Origin of the sequence: Sphingomonas sp. (genome assembly GCF_039594485.1) — a bacterium.
Classification (GTDB): domain Bacteria; phylum Pseudomonadota; class Alphaproteobacteria; order Sphingomonadales; family Sphingomonadaceae; genus Sphingomonas.
Genome location: NZ_JBCNNI010000001.1, coordinates 138960 through 156353, shown reverse-complemented (window position 1 = coordinate 156353; position 17394 = coordinate 138960). Strand labels below are relative to the sequence as shown.

The 17394-nt window shown below is 65.0% G+C and carries 15 protein-coding genes; 9 read left to right on the top strand and 6 right to left on the bottom strand.

What is annotated here, in order from left to right:
• Window positions 1–2166, top strand: coding sequence for an RNA degradosome polyphosphate kinase (locus tag ABDV78_RS00740; protein WP_343525238.1), 2166 nt, complete (start codon window positions 1–3; stop codon window positions 2164–2166).
• A gap of 16 nt (window positions 2167–2182) precedes the next feature.
• Complete coding sequence (locus ABDV78_RS00735; protein ID WP_343525237.1) at window positions 2183–3664, top strand: Ppx/GppA family phosphatase; 1482 nt, start codon at window positions 2183–2185, stop codon at window positions 3662–3664.
• Here the strand turns inward: ABDV78_RS00735 and ABDV78_RS00730 are convergent.
• Both ABDV78_RS00730 and rnd read right to left on the bottom strand, forming a co-directional pair.
• Window positions 3642–3920: an I78 family peptidase inhibitor gene (locus ABDV78_RS00730; RefSeq protein ID WP_343525235.1), complete on the bottom strand. Its 279-nt coding sequence runs from the start codon at window positions 3918–3920 to the stop codon at window positions 3642–3644. The two genes, ABDV78_RS00735 and ABDV78_RS00730, sit on opposite strands and share 23 nt — an antisense overlap.
• Window positions 3921–3943: 23 nt before the next feature.
• On the bottom strand, window positions 3944–5122 hold the full coding sequence (gene rnd / locus ABDV78_RS00725) for a ribonuclease D (RefSeq protein ID WP_343525320.1): 1179 nt from the start codon (window positions 5120–5122) through the stop codon (window positions 3944–3946).
• Between the two features lie 138 nt (window positions 5123–5260).
• Here rnd and aspS point away from each other — a divergent pair, with 138 nt between their 5' ends.
• A complete protein-coding gene (gene aspS / locus ABDV78_RS00720; protein ID WP_343525234.1) occupies window positions 5261–7075 on the top strand; it encodes an aspartate--tRNA ligase in 1815 nt (604 codons plus the stop codon).
• A gap of 93 nt (window positions 7076–7168) precedes the next feature.
• Here the strand turns inward: aspS and ABDV78_RS00715 are convergent, their stop codons facing one another.
• Window positions 7169–7819, bottom strand: a complete 651-nt coding sequence (locus tag ABDV78_RS00715; RefSeq protein ID WP_343525233.1) for a carbonic anhydrase — start codon at window positions 7817–7819, stop codon at window positions 7169–7171.
• A gap of 153 nt (window positions 7820–7972) precedes the next feature.
• On the opposite strand from ABDV78_RS00715, the gene lipA reads away from it, so the two are divergent.
• Both lipA and ABDV78_RS00705 read left to right on the top strand, forming a co-directional pair.
• Window positions 7973–8896 (top strand): lipoyl synthase, encoded by a 924-nt coding sequence (gene lipA, locus ABDV78_RS00710; protein ID WP_343525231.1) that lies wholly within the window; start codon window positions 7973–7975, stop codon window positions 8894–8896.
• Entirely contained in the window at window positions 8896–9354 is a 459-nt protein-coding gene (locus ABDV78_RS00705) for a type II toxin-antitoxin system RatA family toxin (RefSeq protein ID WP_343525230.1), read from the top strand. The genes lipA and ABDV78_RS00705 overlap by 1 nt, the downstream gene beginning before the upstream one ends.
• On the opposite strand, the gene ABDV78_RS00700 is transcribed toward ABDV78_RS00705, so the two are convergent.
• Genes ABDV78_RS00700 through ABDV78_RS00690 form a run of 3 tightly spaced genes read right to left on the bottom strand, consistent with a single transcriptional unit; the run spans window position 9315 to window position 11499 of the window.
• Complete coding sequence (locus ABDV78_RS00700) at window positions 9315–9815, bottom strand: CinA family protein (protein ID WP_343525229.1); 501 nt, start codon at window positions 9813–9815, stop codon at window positions 9315–9317. The genes ABDV78_RS00705 and ABDV78_RS00700 overlap by 40 nt on opposite strands.
• Entirely contained in the window at window positions 9815–10342 is a 528-nt protein-coding gene (locus tag ABDV78_RS00695; protein WP_343525228.1) for a hypothetical protein, read from the bottom strand. Before ABDV78_RS00695 ends, ABDV78_RS00700 begins: the two co-directional genes overlap by 1 nt.
• The gene (locus ABDV78_RS00690; protein ID WP_343525227.1) at window positions 10339–11499 is read right to left on the bottom strand and encodes a bifunctional 2-C-methyl-D-erythritol 4-phosphate cytidylyltransferase/2-C-methyl-D-erythritol 2,4-cyclodiphosphate synthase; all 1161 of its coding nucleotides are present in this window, start codon (window positions 11497–11499) and stop codon (window positions 10339–10341) included. Before ABDV78_RS00690 ends, ABDV78_RS00695 begins: the two co-directional genes overlap by 4 nt.
• A 92-nt stretch (window positions 11500–11591) precedes the next feature.
• On the opposite strand from ABDV78_RS00690, the gene dusB reads away from it, so the two are divergent.
• From dusB to ABDV78_RS00670, 4 genes are read left to right on the top strand one after another with little or no spacing between them, the layout of a single operon-like run.
• Window positions 11592–12593 (top strand): tRNA dihydrouridine synthase DusB, encoded by a 1002-nt coding sequence (gene dusB / locus ABDV78_RS00685; RefSeq protein WP_343525226.1) that lies wholly within the window; start codon window positions 11592–11594, stop codon window positions 12591–12593.
• A complete protein-coding gene (locus ABDV78_RS00680; RefSeq protein ID WP_343525225.1) occupies window positions 12550–13644 on the top strand; it encodes an ATP-binding protein in 1095 nt (364 codons plus the stop codon). Before dusB ends, ABDV78_RS00680 begins: the two co-directional genes overlap by 44 nt.
• The gene (gene ntrC / locus ABDV78_RS00675; protein ID WP_343525224.1) at window positions 13641–15092 is read left to right on the top strand and encodes a nitrogen regulation protein NR(I); all 1452 of its coding nucleotides are present in this window, start codon (window positions 13641–13643) and stop codon (window positions 15090–15092) included. Before ABDV78_RS00680 ends, ntrC begins: the two co-directional genes overlap by 4 nt.
• Before the next feature lie 52 nt (window positions 15093–15144).
• Complete coding sequence (locus tag ABDV78_RS00670) at window positions 15145–17391, top strand: ATP-binding protein (RefSeq protein ID WP_343525223.1); 2247 nt, start codon at window positions 15145–15147, stop codon at window positions 17389–17391.
• Window positions 17392–17394 lie beyond the last annotated feature (3 nt).

Here is a 17394-nt window from a genome sequence, read left to right as displayed (position 1 = left end):
ATGAACCGTCCTGCCCATATCGCGCAAATGTCCGAGCCGGACGACGATCATTTCGCTCCCGAGCCCAATGGCCGCTATTTCAACCGAGAGCTTTCCTGGCTGGCCTTCAACCGCCGGGTTCTCGAGGAGGCGTGCAATACCGCGCATCCCCTGCTGGAGCGGTTGCGCTTCCTGTCGATCTCCGGGTCCAATCTGGACGAGTTCTTCATGGTGCGTGTCGCCGGGTTGAAGGGCCAGCAGGCGCAGGATCTCGAACAGCGCTCGGTCGACGGCCTGACCCCGGCGCAGCAGTTGAGCGGTATCGTCGCCGAGGCGGATCGCCTGATGGCCAGCCAGCAGGAGGTGTGGGGCGACCTGCGCAACCTGCTCGACGAGGCGGGCGTCTTTGTGTTGCGACGCGACGCGATCGACCAGCAGGCGAGCGCCTGGCTGGAAAGCCATGTCCGTGACCAGATTTTCCCGATTCTGACCCCTCAGGCCCTGGACCCTGCGCATCCCTTTCCGTTCATTCCGAACAAGGGGCTGTCGATGATCTTTGACCTGACCCGCATATCGGACAATGAACCGATCCGCGAACTGGTCATGATTCCGCCGACCATGCCGCGCTTCGTCCGCCTGCCCGGCGACGGCGCGCGCTATGTCGCGATCGAGACGATCCTGAGACGGTTTTCGGGGCTGCTCTTCCCGGGGTACGTGGTCAATGGCGCGGCGACCTTCCGCGTGTTGCGCGACAGCGATATCGAGATCGAGGAAGAGGCGGAGGACCTGGTCCGCTATTTCGCCAACGCGATCAAGCGGCGGCGGCGCGGGCGCGTCATCCGGCTGGAGCTGGAAACGGGCATGCCCGACGAACTGGCCGATGTCCTGCGCGACGAGCTGGGCGGCTCGGATGCGATCATCACGGAGAGCGGCAACCTGCTCGGCATCGGTGACCTCGACATGCTGGTGGACGAGAACCGCCCCGACCTGAAGTTCCCGGCCTATGCCCCTCGCTTCCCGGAGCGGATTCGGGAATTCGCCGGTGATTGCTTCGCCGCGATCAAGGCCAAGGATATCGTCGTCCATCACCCCTATGAGACGTTCGAGGTCGTGATCGCCTTCCTCAAGCAGGCGGCGGCCGATCCCGATGTGGTGGCGATCAAGCAGACGCTCTACCGGGCGGGCAAGCAATCGGCCGTGATCAACGCGCTGATCGCGGCCGCCGAAGCCGGCAAGTCGGTTACGGCGATCGTCGAATTGAAGGCGCGCTTCGACGAGGAGCAGAATCTCTACTGGGCGTCCGCGCTGGAACGGGCGGGGGTCCAGGTCGTATATGGCTTCATCGACTGGAAGACCCATGCCAAGGTGTCGATGGTCGTCCGGCGCGAAGGCAGCGACTTCCGCACCTACTGCCATTTCGGCACGGGCAATTATCATCCGGTGACCGCGCGCATCTACACCGATATCAGCTTCTTCACCGCCGACCCGCTGATCGGCCGGGATGCCGCCCAGATGTTCAACTACATCACCGGCTATGTCGAGCCGATCGCGATGAACCGCGTCAGCCTGTCGCCGCGTGACCTGCGCCACAATCTGATGGCGCTGATCGATGCGGAGATCGCCCATGCCCGCGCCGGGCGACCGGGCAGCATCTGGGCCAAGATGAACTCGCTGGTCGACCCGCTGATCATCGAGAAGCTGTATGAGGCGAGCGGCGCCGGGGTCGAGGTGGACCTGATCATTCGCGGCATCTGTTGCCTGCGCCCCGGCGTATCCGGCATGTCCGAGCACATCCGGGTCAAGTCGGTCATTGGCCGCTTCCTGGAGCATAGCCGTATCTGGGCATTCGGCGACGGGAAGATGCTGCCGCACGATGCGGCCAAGCTGTTCATCTCCTCCGCCGACTGGATGCCGCGAAATTTTGATCGTCGCGTGGAATATATGCTGCCCATCCTGAACCCGACGGTGCATGACCAGATCCTGGATCAGGTCATGGTCGCCAACCTGCTCGACAATGAGCAGAGCTGGGAACTGGAACCCGATGGCAGCTATGTCCGCGACGAACCCGGCGATCGTCCCTTCAACCTGCATCGGTATTTCATGACCAATCCATCGCTTTCGGGACGCGGCGCGGCGCTCGACACCAGCAAGGCCGTGCCGACCCTGTCGCTCCGGCGGCAGCGCTGAAGGGCCGCACGGAACGATGTCAGGCACCCGAGCACCACGCACCGCGATCATCGATATCGGTTCGAATTCGATCCGGCTGGTCGTCTATCAAGGCCCGGCGCGGTTGCCGGCGATCCTGTTCAACGAGAAGGTGATGGCGGGGCTGGGTCGCGGGCTGGCGGCGACCGGCGCGATCGATCCGGGGGCCCTGGCCAAGGCGCGCATCGCCCTGGCCCGCTTCGCCAGCCTCGCGCGGGAGATGGGCGTATCGACGCTTCGGACCGTGGCGACGGCGGCGGTGCGCGATGCCGCCAACGGACAGGACCTGATCGACAGCGCGACCGCACTCGGCCTTGAGGTCGAGCTGCTATCGGGCGAGCAGGAGGCCATGGGGGCGGGGCTCGGCGTGCTGTCCGCCATTCCCGATGCCGACGGCATCGTCGGCGATCTGGGCGGCGGCAGCCTTGAACTGGTTCGCATCCGCGATGGCGATGTCGAGGACCGGGTGTCCTTTCCGCTTGGCGTGCTGCGCATCCCGGCGCTGCGCGAACGTGGGGGCAAGACATTCGAGCGCCATGTCGGCCGGCTGATCGATGAAGCGGGCTGGGACGGGCGCGGACGAGGACTGCCCTTCTATCTGGTCGGCGGATCGTGGCGCGCGCTGGCGCGACTGGACATGGCGCTGGCCGATTATCCGTTGCCCATCATCCATCATTACGAACTCACCCCGATCGACATATTACGTCTGTCACGGACGATCCCGCATCTGTCCAAGCCCCGGCTGCGAGAGATAAAGGGTCTGTCGACCAGTCGCGCAGCGACTTTGGGCGATGCGACGGCGCTATTGTCCGTGCTCCTCAAGCATCTGGGTAGCAGCACGACGGTCGTATCGGCCTATGGGCTGCGCGAAGGGCTGCTCTATGGCGCGCTCGACGCCCGCACTCGGCAACAGGACCCGTTGATTGTCGCCGCACGTGAGGAGGGGCGGTTGCTCGGCCGGTTCCCCGAACATGGTGATTTGCTGGAAAGCTGGATCGCCCCGCTATTTGCGGGCGAGTCCGCGACCGACGAGCGGCTGCGTCACGCCGCCTGCCTCCTCGCCGACGTCGGATGGCGCGCCAATCCAGAGTTTCGGGCCGAGCGCGGCGTCGAAATCGCGCTGCACGGCAACTGGGTCGGGATCGACGCGGTCGGCCGCGCGATGCTGGCACAGGCGCTGCACACCAGTCTGGGCGGGGGGCTGGATGTTCCCGCGTCGCTCTCCGAACTCGCCACCCCGGCGCAGTTGAAGCTGGCCACCGGCTGGGGGTTGGCGATCCGGCTGGGACAGCGGTTGAGTGGAGGCTTGGCCGGGCCGCTGGAGCGTACCGGGCTGCGGCTCGATGCCTCAACGCTGGGGCTGGTGATGGACGAGGCCGATGGCGGCTTCTACGGCGAGGCGGTGGAACGACGCCATGCCGCCTTGGCGAACGCGCTGGGGCGGACGCCGGTGCGCCTCACCCGCAGCGGATCCGAGTGATCGTTCCTGCGGCATCGGTTTCGATGTTCAGGCGATCGACGCGATAGTCCATCGTGACCGCCATTCCCGGCGCGATTACCCGCAAGGTCTTCGCCCCCGCCCGCGCCAGAGTCGCGGCCCGCATCGATTCGTTCCAGCGCTTCCCCATCAGGTCCGCGACGCGCCCATCACCGCATGCCTCGGCCGGCAACTCGGCCATCTGCTCGGCGCGGGACGGCGGGGCCTTGGTCTGGGTGCAGGCGGCTAGGGCGGCCATTGCGATGATAGGTGCCATGCGGATCATGCGACTTCCTCCTCGGTCCGTACCATCTTGAGCTTGCCACCCTTGACCACGAAGCCCAGCCGCCCCTCGACGAGATCCAGCGCGTCGCGGCCGAACTGCTCGAAGCGCCATCCGTCCAGCACCGACAGGCCGGTACGAACGCCAGCGGCCAGCATTTCCAGATCGTCCGCGCGGGCGAGCAGGCGCGGCGCGACGTCGATATCCCGCGCGCGGATCTTGAGCAGCAGCTTCAGCAGATCGGCGACCAGGGCACCCTCGCGACCCAGGCCCGGCTTGCGATCGTCACGCGCGGGCAGTTCGTCCGCGTCGAGCGGGGTGGCCGACTCCAGCGCATCCATCAGGCGCGCGCCGATATCATTGCCCGCCCAGGTCGCGGACAGGCCGCGCACTTTTGCGAGATCGGCCTGCTTGCGCGGCGGGTGGCCCGCCAGATCGGCCAGCGTCTCGTCCTTGACGATGCGGCCGCGCGGCAGGTCCTTGGCCTGAGCCTCCAGCTCGCGCCAGCGGGCCAGCGCCTTGAGGCGGCCGAGCATGTCGGGCTTGCGTCCCGAAACGCGAACGCGCTTCCACGCGCAATCCGGGTCGTTGGCGTAATGTGCGGGATCGGCCAGCCGCTCCATCTCCTGATCCAGCCATGCGCCGCGTCCGGTCTTGCGCAGGCGCTCCAGCATCTTGGGGAAGATGGCGGAGAGATGGGTGACGTCGCCAATCGCATAATCGACCTGCCGCTGGTCAAGCGGGCGGCGCGACCAGTCGGTGAAGCGCGCGCCCTTGTCGATCGAGATGCCCAGCCAGCTATCGACCAGATTGGAATAGCCGATCTGCTCTCCCTGACCCAGCGCCATCGCGGCGACCTGTGTGTCGAACAGGGGGTGCGGCGTCTTGCCGGTCAGGTTGTAGATGATCTCGATATCCTGCCCACCGGCATGGAAGACCTTCAGCACTTCGTCATTGTTGACCAGCAGGTCGAGCAGCGGCGTCATGTCGAGGCCCGGGGCCTTGGGATCGATCGCAGCGGCCTCTTCGGTGTCGGCGATCTGGATCAGGCAAAGCTCCGGCCAGTAGGTGCTTTCGCGCATGAACTCGGTATCGACCATGACATAGTCGGCTTGCGAGAGGCGGGCGCAGAGATTGGCGAGCGTGGCGCTGTCGGTAATCAACGGATGAACGTGCATCATGTGCACATAGCGCTGCAGGGGCGGCTTGACAAAGCGGAACCCGCATATGCCCTGTTTGACCACATTGGGATTGACAAACCGGGGGTGGGCGGGGAAGCGGCGACAGTTTCCCCAGACGTACAGAGAATGCCCGCCATGCACGCCTATCGTACTCACACCTGCGCCGCGCTGACCGCCGAAGCGGTCGGCCAGACGGTTCGCCTGTCCGGCTGGGTCCATCGCAAGCGCGATCATGGCGGTGTTCTGTTCGTCGACCTGCGCGACCATTACGGCATCACCCAGATCGTAGCGGACAGCGACACCCCCGCACTCGCGATCCTGGAAGCGGTCCGCGTCGAATCGGTCGTCACGATCGATGGCGTGGTGAAGGCGCGCTCGGCGGGCACGATCAATCCCAACCTCGCAACCGGCGAAATCGAGGTCTTCGCGAAGGGAGCGACCATCCTCTCTGCCGCCGAGGAACTGCCGATGCCGGTGGCGGGCGAGCAGGAATATCCAGAAGACATCCGCCTGCGCTATCGCTTCCTGGATCTTCGCCGCGAGACGCTGCACGCCAATATCGTGCGTCGGACCCAGGTAATCTCCGACATGCGGCGTCGCATGGAAGGGGCGGGCTTCACCGAATATTCGACCCCCATCCTGACCGCCTCCTCGCCGGAAGGCGCGCGCGACTTCCTGGTCCCCAGCCGCATCCATCCGGGCAAGTTCTACGCGCTGCCGCAGGCGCCGCAGCAGTATAAGCAGTTGCTGATGGTCGCAGGGTTCGACCGCTATTTCCAGATTGCGCCCTGTTTCCGCGACGAGGATCCGCGCGCCGACCGCCTGCCGGGCGAGTTCTACCAGCTCGACCTGGAGATGAGCTTCGTCACCCAGGAAGAGGTGTGGGAGACGATGGAGCCGGTGATCGGCGGCATCTTCGAAAAGTTCGCGGATGGACGGACCGTCACGCCGATCGGTCAGTTCCCGCGCATTCCCTATTCGGAATCGATGCTGAAATACGGCAGCGACAAGCCCGATCTGCGCAACCCGCTGATCATCACCGATGTCTCGGAGCATTTCACGACATCGGGCTTCGGCCTGTTCGAGAAGATCGTTGGGTCGGGCGGCGTCGTCCGTGCGATCCCGGCTCCGGGCACCGCCGAGAAGAGCCGCAAGTTCTTCGATGAGATGAACGAATGGGCGCGGGCCGAGGGTCATGCGGGCCTGGGCTATGTCACCCGCAAGGGCGGCGAGTTTGGTGGTCCGATCGCCAAGAATCACGGCACCGAGGGCATGGAGGCGATCTATGCCGCGCTCGGCCTCGGCCCCGATGACGGCCTGTTCTTCGCCGCGGGCAAGGTCGAGCAGGCCGCCAAGCTGGCGGGCCTGGCGCGTACCCGCGTCGCGGAACAGCTCGGCCTGATCGAAGAGGGGGCATTCCGCCTGTGCTGGATCGTCGATTTCCCCTTCTATGAATGGGACGAGGACGAAAAGAAGGTCGAGTTCGCCCACAACCCCTTCTCGATGCCGCAGGGTGGCATGGAGGCGCTGACCTCCGCCGATCCGCTGTCGATCAAGGCCTATCAATATGATCTGGTCTGCAACGGCTATGAGATCGCATCGGGTTCGATCCGCAACCAGTCGCCGGAACTGATGGTCAAGGCGTTCGAGCTTGTCGGCCTCTCCAAGGCGGATGTGGAAGAGCGGTTCGGCGGCCTCTACCGCGCCTTCCAATATGGCGCGCCGCCGCACGGCGGTATGGCGGCGGGCGTCGACCGCATCGTCATGCTGATCTGCGGCGCACAGAACCTGCGCGAAATCTCGCTGTTCCCGATGAACCAGCGCGCCGAAGACCTGCTGATGGGCGCGCCCAGCCTGCCCGAGCCGCGACAGATGCGCGAACTCCATCTCCGCTCGACCGCCGAACCGAAGAAGGAAGGCGATCAGACGGTGGTGGCCGCAAGCCACTGACCGGCATGAAAAAGGGGCGGGTGCCGCGATCGGCATCCGCCCCCTGATCGGCTTGGCGCCCGCGCAGGTAAGAGCCTGCGCGGGCGTTCTGCGTCATGCGACCGCGGCGGCCAACCCGGCCGGCTTGAACTCGCCGTCGTCGTTCATCAGGTGCAGGATACCATCGGCGATCGCGAAATATGCACCGCGCAGCTTCAACGTGCCGGCCTCTTCGCGCTTTGTGACGAACGGGAAGGTGCGCATATTGGCGATTGAGGTGCGGACCGCTTCCAGTTCCATCTCGCGCATCGCATCCGGCCCATCGCCATGCTTGGCGACGACCTTCTCACGCGCGCCGTCGAGCAGATGCACCCAATCCGAGATGAAGCCGCCTTCGCCCTGCGGCGCATGGGCGAAGCCCTGCGTCAGCGCCGCCTTGCAGCCGCCGCACGCGCCATGGCCCATCACCACCACGTCGGACACTTCGAGCTGGGTCACCGCGAACTCCAATGCCGCCGAAACGCCGTGATGACCGCCGCCGGTCTCGAACGGCGGCACGAGGTTGGCGACGTTGCGCACGACGAAGATTTCACCGGGCAGCGTGTCGAAAATCTGTGCCGGATCGACGCGGCTGTCCGAACAGGCGATCACCATAACCTTGGGGCTCTGGCCTTCCTTCAATTCGGCCCAGCGGTCGCGCTGGCGACGCCAATCGGAGGTCCGAAAGCGCTGATAGCCATCCACGAGGTCGTTAAAGTCGGTCATTGCTCTCTCTTATCCTGTTAAGGAGGTCGGGATATAGCAGGCGAACCCGATCCCGGCCGTTTCGGTTCCATATCAAATTGTGTCTGTCCGGCGATATTCGCGCGTCCGTCACCAGGCATTGTGTCGGGCGAAGAGCGTCGCTATTTCGCGGGCATGAACGAGTTGACTCCGTTGGCCGCACCGGTGCGTGCGCGCAAGCCCGATTGGATCCGGGTCAAGGCTCCAACCAGCGCCGGTTTCGCCGCGACCCGCGAACTGATGCGTGCCAAGAGCCTGACAACCGTCTGCGAAGAGGCCGCTTGCCCGAATATCGGGGAATGCTGGTCGAAGAAGCACGCGACCGTCATGATCCTGGGCGACACGTGCACGCGCGCCTGTGCGTTCTGCAACGTCAAGACGGGCATGCCGCGCAAGGTCGATGCGATGGAGCCGCAGAATGTCGCGGATGCCGCCGCGCAGATGGGCCTGAAGCATATCGTCGTCACCTCGGTCGATCGCGACGACCTGCCCGATGGTGGCGCGTCGCAGTTCGTGAAGGTGATCCAGGCGCTGCGCCGGACTACGCCCGACACGACCATCGAGATCCTGACGCCCGATTTCCGCAACAAGGCCCAGGCCGCGATCGAATCGATCGTCGAGGCGCGGCCGGACGTCTATAACCACAATCTGGAAACGGTGCCCCGGCTCTATCCGACGATCCGGCCGGGCGCGCGCTATTATGCGTCGCTCCGCCTGCTGGAAAGCGTGAAGCGTCACGATCCGTCGATCTTCACCAAGTCGGGCGTGATGCTGGGCCTGGGCGAGGAACGGCTGGAGGTCCATCAGGTGATGGACGACATGCGTTCCGCCGACATCGATTTCCTGACCATGGGCCAGTATCTTCAGCCGACGCCGCGCCACGCCAAGGTCGCGGAGTTCGTGACCCCCAAGGCGTTCGACGCTTATGCCTCGATCGCGCGGGCCAAGGGCTTCCTGCTGGTCGCCAGCTCGCCTTTGACCCGGTCCAGCTATCACGCCGGCGACGATTTCGAGCGGCTTCGCGCCGCGCGTGAGGCGAAGCTGGCTGCCCATCGCTGATGCCGAAGCATAGCGAGACACGGCATCTGCCCTACACCCCGGCGCAGATGTTCGATCTGGTCGCCGACGTCGCGCGCTATCCCGAGTTCCTCCCCTGGGTATCGGCGATGCGCGTGCGATCGGATTCGCCGAACGAGACGGTCGCCGACATGATCGTCGGCTTCAAGGGCCTGCGCGAGACCTTTACCAGCCGCGTGACCAAGGCTCGGCCGGAGACGATCGACGTCGAGTATCTCGACGGCCCGCTCAAATATCTCCGCAATAACTGGCGTTTCCGGCCCGAGGAACAGGGTTGCGCGGTCGACTTCACCGTCGACTTCGCCTTCAAGAACCGGGTGTTCGAAATGCTCGCCGGGCAGGTGTTCGGCACCGCCCTGCGTCGCATGATCGGCGCGTTCGAGGAGCGCGCCGCCAAGCTCTATGGCAACAGCAGCTCCAGCGCCAATAGCGCCGCCTGAAGCCGGATACCGCCCCGGCCGATCTCGCCAAATTCATGGCGTTCGGCCTTCACCTCTTCCGGGTCGCCGTCGCGTAGCGCCTGGGCGAAGACGACCGTGCCGACGGGTTTCTTCGGCGTGCCGCCGCCCGGTCCGGCGACGCCGGTGATCGCCACCGCGATATCCGCCTCGCTCGCCGCCAGCGCCCCCTGCGCCATCCCCCAGGCGGTGGCGGTGGACACCGCGCCGAACGTGTCGATCACGTCCGGGCTGACGTTCAGCAGCCTGATCTTGGCATCGTTTGAATAGGTGACGAAACCCGCCTCGACCACATCGGACGAACCGGGAATTTCAGTCAGCGCGGCGGACACGAGCCCACCCGTGCAGCTTTCGGCCAGCGCGACACGGCGACCGATCGCGCGATTGGCGGATACGACCCGCTCGGCCAGTGCGACGAGTTCGGGGGGAAGGAGGGTGTCCATCAACGGTTTCCGTTCGGGCAAAGCGGCAGGTCCGGCACGGCGACCTGCCGTCCCCGTGCCTTTTCGCTCTTGAGATATTGCAGGGCGGTCACGACCACCGACGCCATGTTGCGCGGGGGCAGGGGGGCAAGCTGCGTCACCAGCCGATCGATCGTGCCGCAGTCCTCCAGGCCGATCCGCCCCACGATGAACGGCACCAGCAACGAGGTCAGCAGGGGGCGGGCATAATCGGATTGCAGCAGGGTATCGATTGCCGGATCGGACAGCTTGACGATCGCGGCCCGTGCGGCTGGCCACGCCTGATCCGCCGCGCTCTCATATTTGGCGATCAGCGCGCTATTGCCTCGGATCAGGCTCCCGGCGGGGAGGCGCGCACCACAGACCCGCCCCGTTTCACGCAGGATGTCGGGCATCGCAACAAGTGTCATCACCTCCGCCTCGGGCGCGGTGATGCAGCCCTGCTGTGCCGCTGCGGCCTCCGGTGCGAGCAACGCCGCGAGTGCCAGGACCAGGCCGGGCGCTTTCACGCCGAAGCCGCCATGGGCAGGCGCACGGTCGCAACCGCCTGAGTCGCGATCCCTTCGCCGCGTCCGGTAAAGCCAAGCCGCTCGGTCGTCGTGGCCTTCAGGCTGACCCGGCTCTGGTCGATGTTCAGCAGACCGGCAATGCGTTCCACCATGGCGGCGCGGTGCGGCCCGATCTTGGGGGCCTCACAGATGATCGTGAGGTCGACGAAATCGATCCGTCCGCCACGCTGGGCGATCAGGCTGGCGGCATGTTCCAGGAACTGGCCCGATTCGGCTCCCTTCCATTGCGGGTCGCTGGGCGGGAAATGCGTGCCTATATCGCCCGCCGCGATCGTGCCCAACAGCGCGTCGGTCAGCGCGTGGAGCGCCACGTCCGCGTCGCTATGCCCCGACAGGCCCCGATGATGCGGGATCAGCACGCCCCCCAGCCACAGTTCCTCCCCATCCTCCAGTCGATGGACGTCGAAGCCCATGGCGGTGCGGGTTTCCCAGGCCAGTCGCATGTCCGCACCGGCCAAATCGTCGGGATAGGTGATCTTCTCGAGCATCGCATCGCCCTGCACCAAAGCGACGCGCCCGCCAAGTCGTCGCACCATCTGCGCATCGTCGGTGGCTTCCGCATCGGCCGGCCAGGCGGCGTGCGCGGCGATGACGGATTGAAGATGGAAACCTTGCGGCGTCTGCACGCGGACCACGCCGTCACGGGGGACGATATCGCCGAGCACGTGATCGGCTCCACGCGCCAAGGTGTCGGCCACGGGGAGAACAGGCATCGCGCCATCGGCCGAAACCAAAGCGGCCAGTACGCGGTCGATCACCGCATGGGACAGAAAGGGACGAGCCGCATCATGGATCAGCACCCGCTCGACGCCTTTTAGTGCCAGAAGCCTAAGGCCACGCGCCACCGACTCGCGCCTGCTCGCCCCTCCGGTTTCGATCCATGCATCGGGCAGGATGGCGCGAGCGTGATCCCTATGGTCGTCTGCCACCATGGTCAGGACGGCGGCGATGGAAGGATGGGCGCTGAAGCTTTCATGGCTCCAACGAAGCATGGGCTTGCCGCCCAGGTCGCGAAACTGTTTGGGTGTGCCGCCGCCCATGCGGCTGCTGCCGCCCGCCGCGACGATGAGGGCGGCGATCTTTCCATTCTGGCTCATGCGCGCTGGCCTAGCGGCTTTTGGGGTAGCTCGCCAACCTTGCCTTGGTGGGCTCTTTGCCGTAGAGCGCTGCTTATTTTTCAGGCAGTTTCATGCGTAATCTCGCCCCCATTCAGGTCGGTCCGGTCACGATCGACAGCCCCGTCGTTCTGGCGCCCATGACCGGGGTGACGGACATGCCGTTCCGCACGCTGGTCCGCCGCTATGGCTCGGGCCTGAATGTGACCGAAATGATCGCCAGCCAGGCCGCCATTCGCGAAACCAGGCAGTCGATCCAGAAGGCGGCGTGGCACCCGCTGGAAGAGCCGGTGTCGATGCAGCTCGTCGGCTGCACCCCCTATGAGATGGGTGAGGCGGCGAAGCTGAACGCCGATCGCGGTGCGGCGATCATCGACATCAACATGGGTTGCCCGGTGCGCAAGGTCGTCAACGGCGATGCAGGTTCCGCCTTGATGCGGGATCTGAAGCTGGCGTCCGAGATCATTCGGGCAACGGTCGAGGCGGTCGATGTGCCGGTCACGTTGAAGATGCGCATGGGGTGGTGCCATGACAGTTTGAACGCCCCCGAACTGGCCCGCATCGCCGAGGATATCGGCGTGAAGATGATCACCGTCCATGGCCGCACCCGGAACCAGATGTACAAGGGGCAGGCCGACTGGGCCTTCATCCGCAATGTGAAGAACGCGGTCAGCATTCCGGTCATCGCCAATGGCGATATTTGCTCGCTTGACGATGCCGATGCCGCGCTGGATCAGTCGGGGGCCGATGGCGTGATGATCGGGCGCGGGGCCTATGGTCGCCCATGGCTGCTGGGTCAGGTCATGCACTGGTTCGCCACCGGCGAGCGTCGTGACGACCCGGCCTTGGATGAACAATATCGCGCAGTCACCGGGCATTATGACGCGATGCTCGAGCATTATGGCACGGAGACTGGGGTCAACATGGCCCGCAAGCATATTGGGTGGTACACGCGCGGCCTGCATGGCTCGGCGGAGTTTCGGAACAAGGTCAATCAGGAAGCCAGTGCCGATCGTGTGAAAGCGATGCTGCATGATTTCTACATGCCGCAGATCGAGCTTGCCGCCGCTGCCTGACCGCGCGCGCCATGGACGACCGGGCTTTGGGGCGCTCTTCGCCGCCTTGCCGGTTGCGGTGGTGGTGGTCGATCCTGACCACCGCATCGCCCATGCCAATGCGCTGGCCGAACAACTGCTGAACCTGTCCGAACGGGTGATGGTGGGACAGCCGCTCGCGGCGATCCTGCCGCCCCCCGACGCCCCCCGCAGCCGCGACGGGCACGGCTTTGCGGTTTACGATACGGTGATCGCGACGCCCCGTGGCCCCAAGATCCGTGTCGATTTCGTAGAGGCCCAGATTCCCGATCACCCGGGCTGGCGCGCGATCACGCTGCACAGCGCGGGCCCTTCCCGGCGCTTGGGCCACGCGTCAGAGCGGGGCGCGGGCGCACGGGCGGCGGTAGGGGCCGCCGCGATGCTGGCGCATGAGATAAAGAACCCGCTATCCGGTATCCGGGGGGCCGCCCAATTGCTGAACGGCGGCGAACTGACCACCCTGATCACCACCGAGGTCGATCGCATCGCGGCGTTGATCGATCGAATGCAGGATTTTAGCGATACCAGACCCTTGCCCCTCGCATCGGAGAATATCTATCCGCTTCTGGACCATGCGCGCGGGGTCGCCTCGGCGGGGTTCGCGCGCGGCATTCCGATCGAGGAACGGTTCGATCCTTCCCTGCCACCCGCGCGGGTCAACCGTGACGCGCTGCTTCAGATCATCATCAATCTGCTGAAGAATGCACGTGAAGCCATTCGACAGGAACGGAATCCTCGAATCATCCTGACCACCGCCTATCGTCACGGCATGTCGGTCAGCATCGGCGATGAACGTGAACGGCTGCCGCTCCCGATCGAGATTTGCGTGATCGACAATGGCCCCGGTGCGCCGTCCGACATTGCCGATCACCTGTTCGACCCGTTCGTCTCCGGCCGGCGTGAGGGGCAGGGGCTCGGTCTCGCGCTGGTCGACAAGCTCGTGCGCGATATGAACGGAATCATCCAATATGCGAGAGAGGGTTCGCCCGAAATGACCGTCCTGCGTCTTCTGCTGCCCCGGGCGCAGGCATGAGCCATGTCCTGGTTGTCGACGACGACGCCGCGATCCGCACCGTCGTCGGACAGGCGCTCCGCCGGGCCGGGCATGAGGTGACCGCCGTCGAGACGCTGTCCAAGCTCGACCGCATCCTGGCGGGCGGCGCACCTGATGTCCTGGTGACCGACGTCATCCTGCCGGACGGCGATGGTATCGATCATATCCGGGGCGTGGCGGCGCGCTTTCCCGCACTGCCCATCATCATCCTGTCGGCGCAGAACACCCTGACCACGGCGGTCCGAGCGGCCGAGGTCGGCGCCTATGAGTATCTGCCCAAGCCGTTCGATCTCGACGCGCTGACCAATGCCGTTGCCGGTGCGCTGGCGCGCGGTGGGGTTCTGGTCGAGGACGGCCTGGCCGAGGATGATCGTGCCTTGCCGCTGATCGGACGTTCCCAGGCGATGCAGAGCGTCTATCGCGTCATTGCCCGGGTGGTGGCGACCGATCTGACCGTGCTGGTTTCCGGCGAGTCGGGAACGGGGAAGGAATTGGTCGCCCGCGCGATCCATGATCTGGGGCCGCGCCGTCATGCACCCTTCGTCGCGATCAACATGGCGGCGATCCCGCGCGAACTGATCGAGGCCGAACTGTTCGGCCATGAACGGGGGGCCTTCACCGGCGCGGCCCAGCGCAATGCGGGACGGTTCGAGCAGGCGACCGGTGGCACCCTGTTCCTCGACGAGATCGGCGACATGCCAATGGAGGCGCAGACGCGTCTGCTTCGCGTCCTCCAATCGGGCGAGTTCACGACGGTCGGCGGTGCCCGCACGATCCGCACCGATGTCCGCATCGTCGCCGCCACCAACCGCGACCTCAGCCAGCAGGTCGCATCGGGCCAGTTTCGCGAGGACCTGTTCTATCGGCTGAACGTCGTGCCGATAACCCTGCCATCGCTGCGTGAACGACGGCAGGATATCCCGTTGCTCGCCCGGCATTTCCTGGAAAATGCCGCCGCGCAAGGGTTGCCGCGTCGCCGGGTCGATGCGCATGCGCTCGATGTGCTCGTTGCGCATGAATGGCCGGGCAATGTCCGCGAGTTGGAAAACCTGATGCGGCGGCTGGCGGTCCTGGCGCGCGACGAAGTGATCGATGCCGAGGCGGTTCGCGACATGATCGGTCAACAGCCGCCGGCCAACTTTTCCGGGAACAGTGGAGGGGGGGACGGCGATCTGGTCGCGGCGGTCCGCGGCTATCTGGCCCGCCTGGCGATGGAACGCCCGGCCGCGCTGGACGATGGTACGCTGTATGACCGGATCATTGGCGAAGTCGAGCGACCGTTGATCGAAGCGATGTTGGCTCGGCACGGCGGCAACCAGTTGCGGACTGCGCGTGCGATGGGGATCAATCGCAATACCCTGAAGAAGCGATTGGACAGCCTGCGGATCACCGGGAGCGTCGATGACGAAGGCGAAAACCTGACGTAATTTTTATGAATTGTGGCTTGCGGGACACGCCCCACGTTGTACGATTACAACGATGTTGGCGTTTTTGAAGCCTGCCGATCCCTCTGCAGCGCCGCGATCCCGGTTCGTGGTGACCCCTGCGGTCGAAATCGCGGTAATGATCGGCGCGGTGACGATCGCGATCGTCACCTATTGGTTCATCGCCAGTCGCCCCGTCGAGCAGGGGCTGATCGCTCCGCCGGTGATTGCTGGACTTCTCGCGCTCAATCTGGTCCCGGGCATCCTGTTGCTGATGCTCCTGGGGCGTCGTGTCGCGATGCGGCGAGCGGCGGAGTCGGCGGTCGGCGGTGGCGGCCGCCTGCATGTCAGGTTGGTGGCGATCTTCTCGCTGACCGCCAGCGTTCCGATCCTGCTGACCGGGATCACGGCGTCGATGATGTTCCAGTCCACCGCCGAGTTCTGGATTTCCGACCGCGCCCGAAAGGCGTTTGGCGACGCGATGGGCATCGCCCGCCAGTCTCAGCAGCAGATCATCAATCGCTGGGTTCTGGCGGGCCATGCCATGGCCAAGGATCTCGGTCGCAATCTGCCGGTGCTGCGTGAAAATCCGCGCGATTTTCATGACTATATGGCCCAGCAGACGGTCGTGCGCGATCTGGAAGAGGCCGTCTTGTTCTCCTACGATGCGAAGACCGGCTTCAAATTCTATGATTTCTTCAATCAGCCTTCGGACGCGCGGTTTCGCGAACTGGTGACGCCCGAGATGATCCAGCAGGCGGGACAGTCGAACCGGCCCGAGGTCGGTATCAATGAGCGACGGGTCTGGGTGGTGACGCCGCTGCCCGGGGCGGGCGGTGTGATGCTGTATGTCGGGACCAGCGTGAATGCCGAATTTCTCAGCAAGCAGCATTTCGCGGCAGAGGACGTGGTCGACGGTTATCGCGCGCTTCAGGGACGGGCGCGAGCGCTCCAGCTTCAGTTCAACCTGACATTCTACCTTGTCGCGCTGTTGATCGTGGGGATCGCGGTCTGGATCGCGTTGGCCGTGGCGGATCGACTGGTGCGGCCGGTCGGCGAACTTGTCGACGCGGCGCGGCGAATTGCGGGCGGCGACCTGACCGCCCGCGTGCCCGATCCGCGCACCCATGACGAGGTGGGGACCCTGGCCAACGCCTTCAACCAGATGACGGGCCAGTTGGAACAGCAGAATACCGAACTCGTCACGGCCAATGCCCAACTCGATACCCGCCGCGCGCTGATCGAGGCGGTGATGGCGGGCGTATCGGCCGGCGTGGTCGCGATCGGCCGCGATCGACAGGTGCGGATCGCCAACAATTCCGCCGATATGCTGCTGGGCGCGGATGAGGGCGGTCTGGTCGGGCGTAAGCTCGGCGAGGTCGCGCCGGAGCTGGACGAACTGCTCGACCAGGGGCGGCGGGAAGCAACGGTGCAGGTCGCACTACACGGCGATATGCGGACTTTGGCGGTCCGTATCGCGCAGACCGGCGATGGTCCGATCCTCACCTTTGACGACATCACGCAGCAATTGCTCGATCAGCGTCGTGCCGCATGGTCCGACGTTGCTCGCCGGATCGCTCATGAGATCAAGAACCCTTTGACCCCGATCCAGTTGGCCGCCGAGCGCCTGCAGCGCCGTTATGGCAAGGTCATTGGTCCAGAGGACTCAACCTTTGGCCGGTTGACCGAGACGATCGTACGCCAGGTCGGCGATCTGCGACGGATGGTCGATGAATTTTCCTCGTTCGCGCGCATGCCCAAGCCGGTCTTCCGGGAGGAAGCGATCGCCGACATTTGTGGGCAGGTCATGTTCCTGCACGAGGTCGCGCATCCCGAAATCCGGTTCCAGCTCGTCCAGGAAGAGCCCGGCCCGATGCTGGTCTGCGACCGCCGTCAGCTGAGCCAGGCACTGACGAACATTGTCAAAAATGCTGTCGAAGCGATTGAATCCCGGCCAGAAGGTACAACTGGCGGCATGGTGAACATGCACGTCGGACAGCATGGCGACATGATCACGATCACCGTGACCGATAACGGCGTAGGCCTTCCGCCCGAACGGGACCGCATCATCGAGCCCTATATGACGACCCGCGCACGCGGGACGGGGCTGGGCCTCGCCATCGTCAACAAGATCATCGAGGAACATGCCGGCACGATCGGCTTTTCCGATAATCCGACCGGCGGCACGATCATCTCCATGATGTTCGATGCCGGTGCGTTGGCGGCGCTGGATCAGGGGGGCGCCGAACCTGAACTGGCCGGGGAGGGCCAGCTTACCGCTTTGACTCGTACCCGGACATAACAA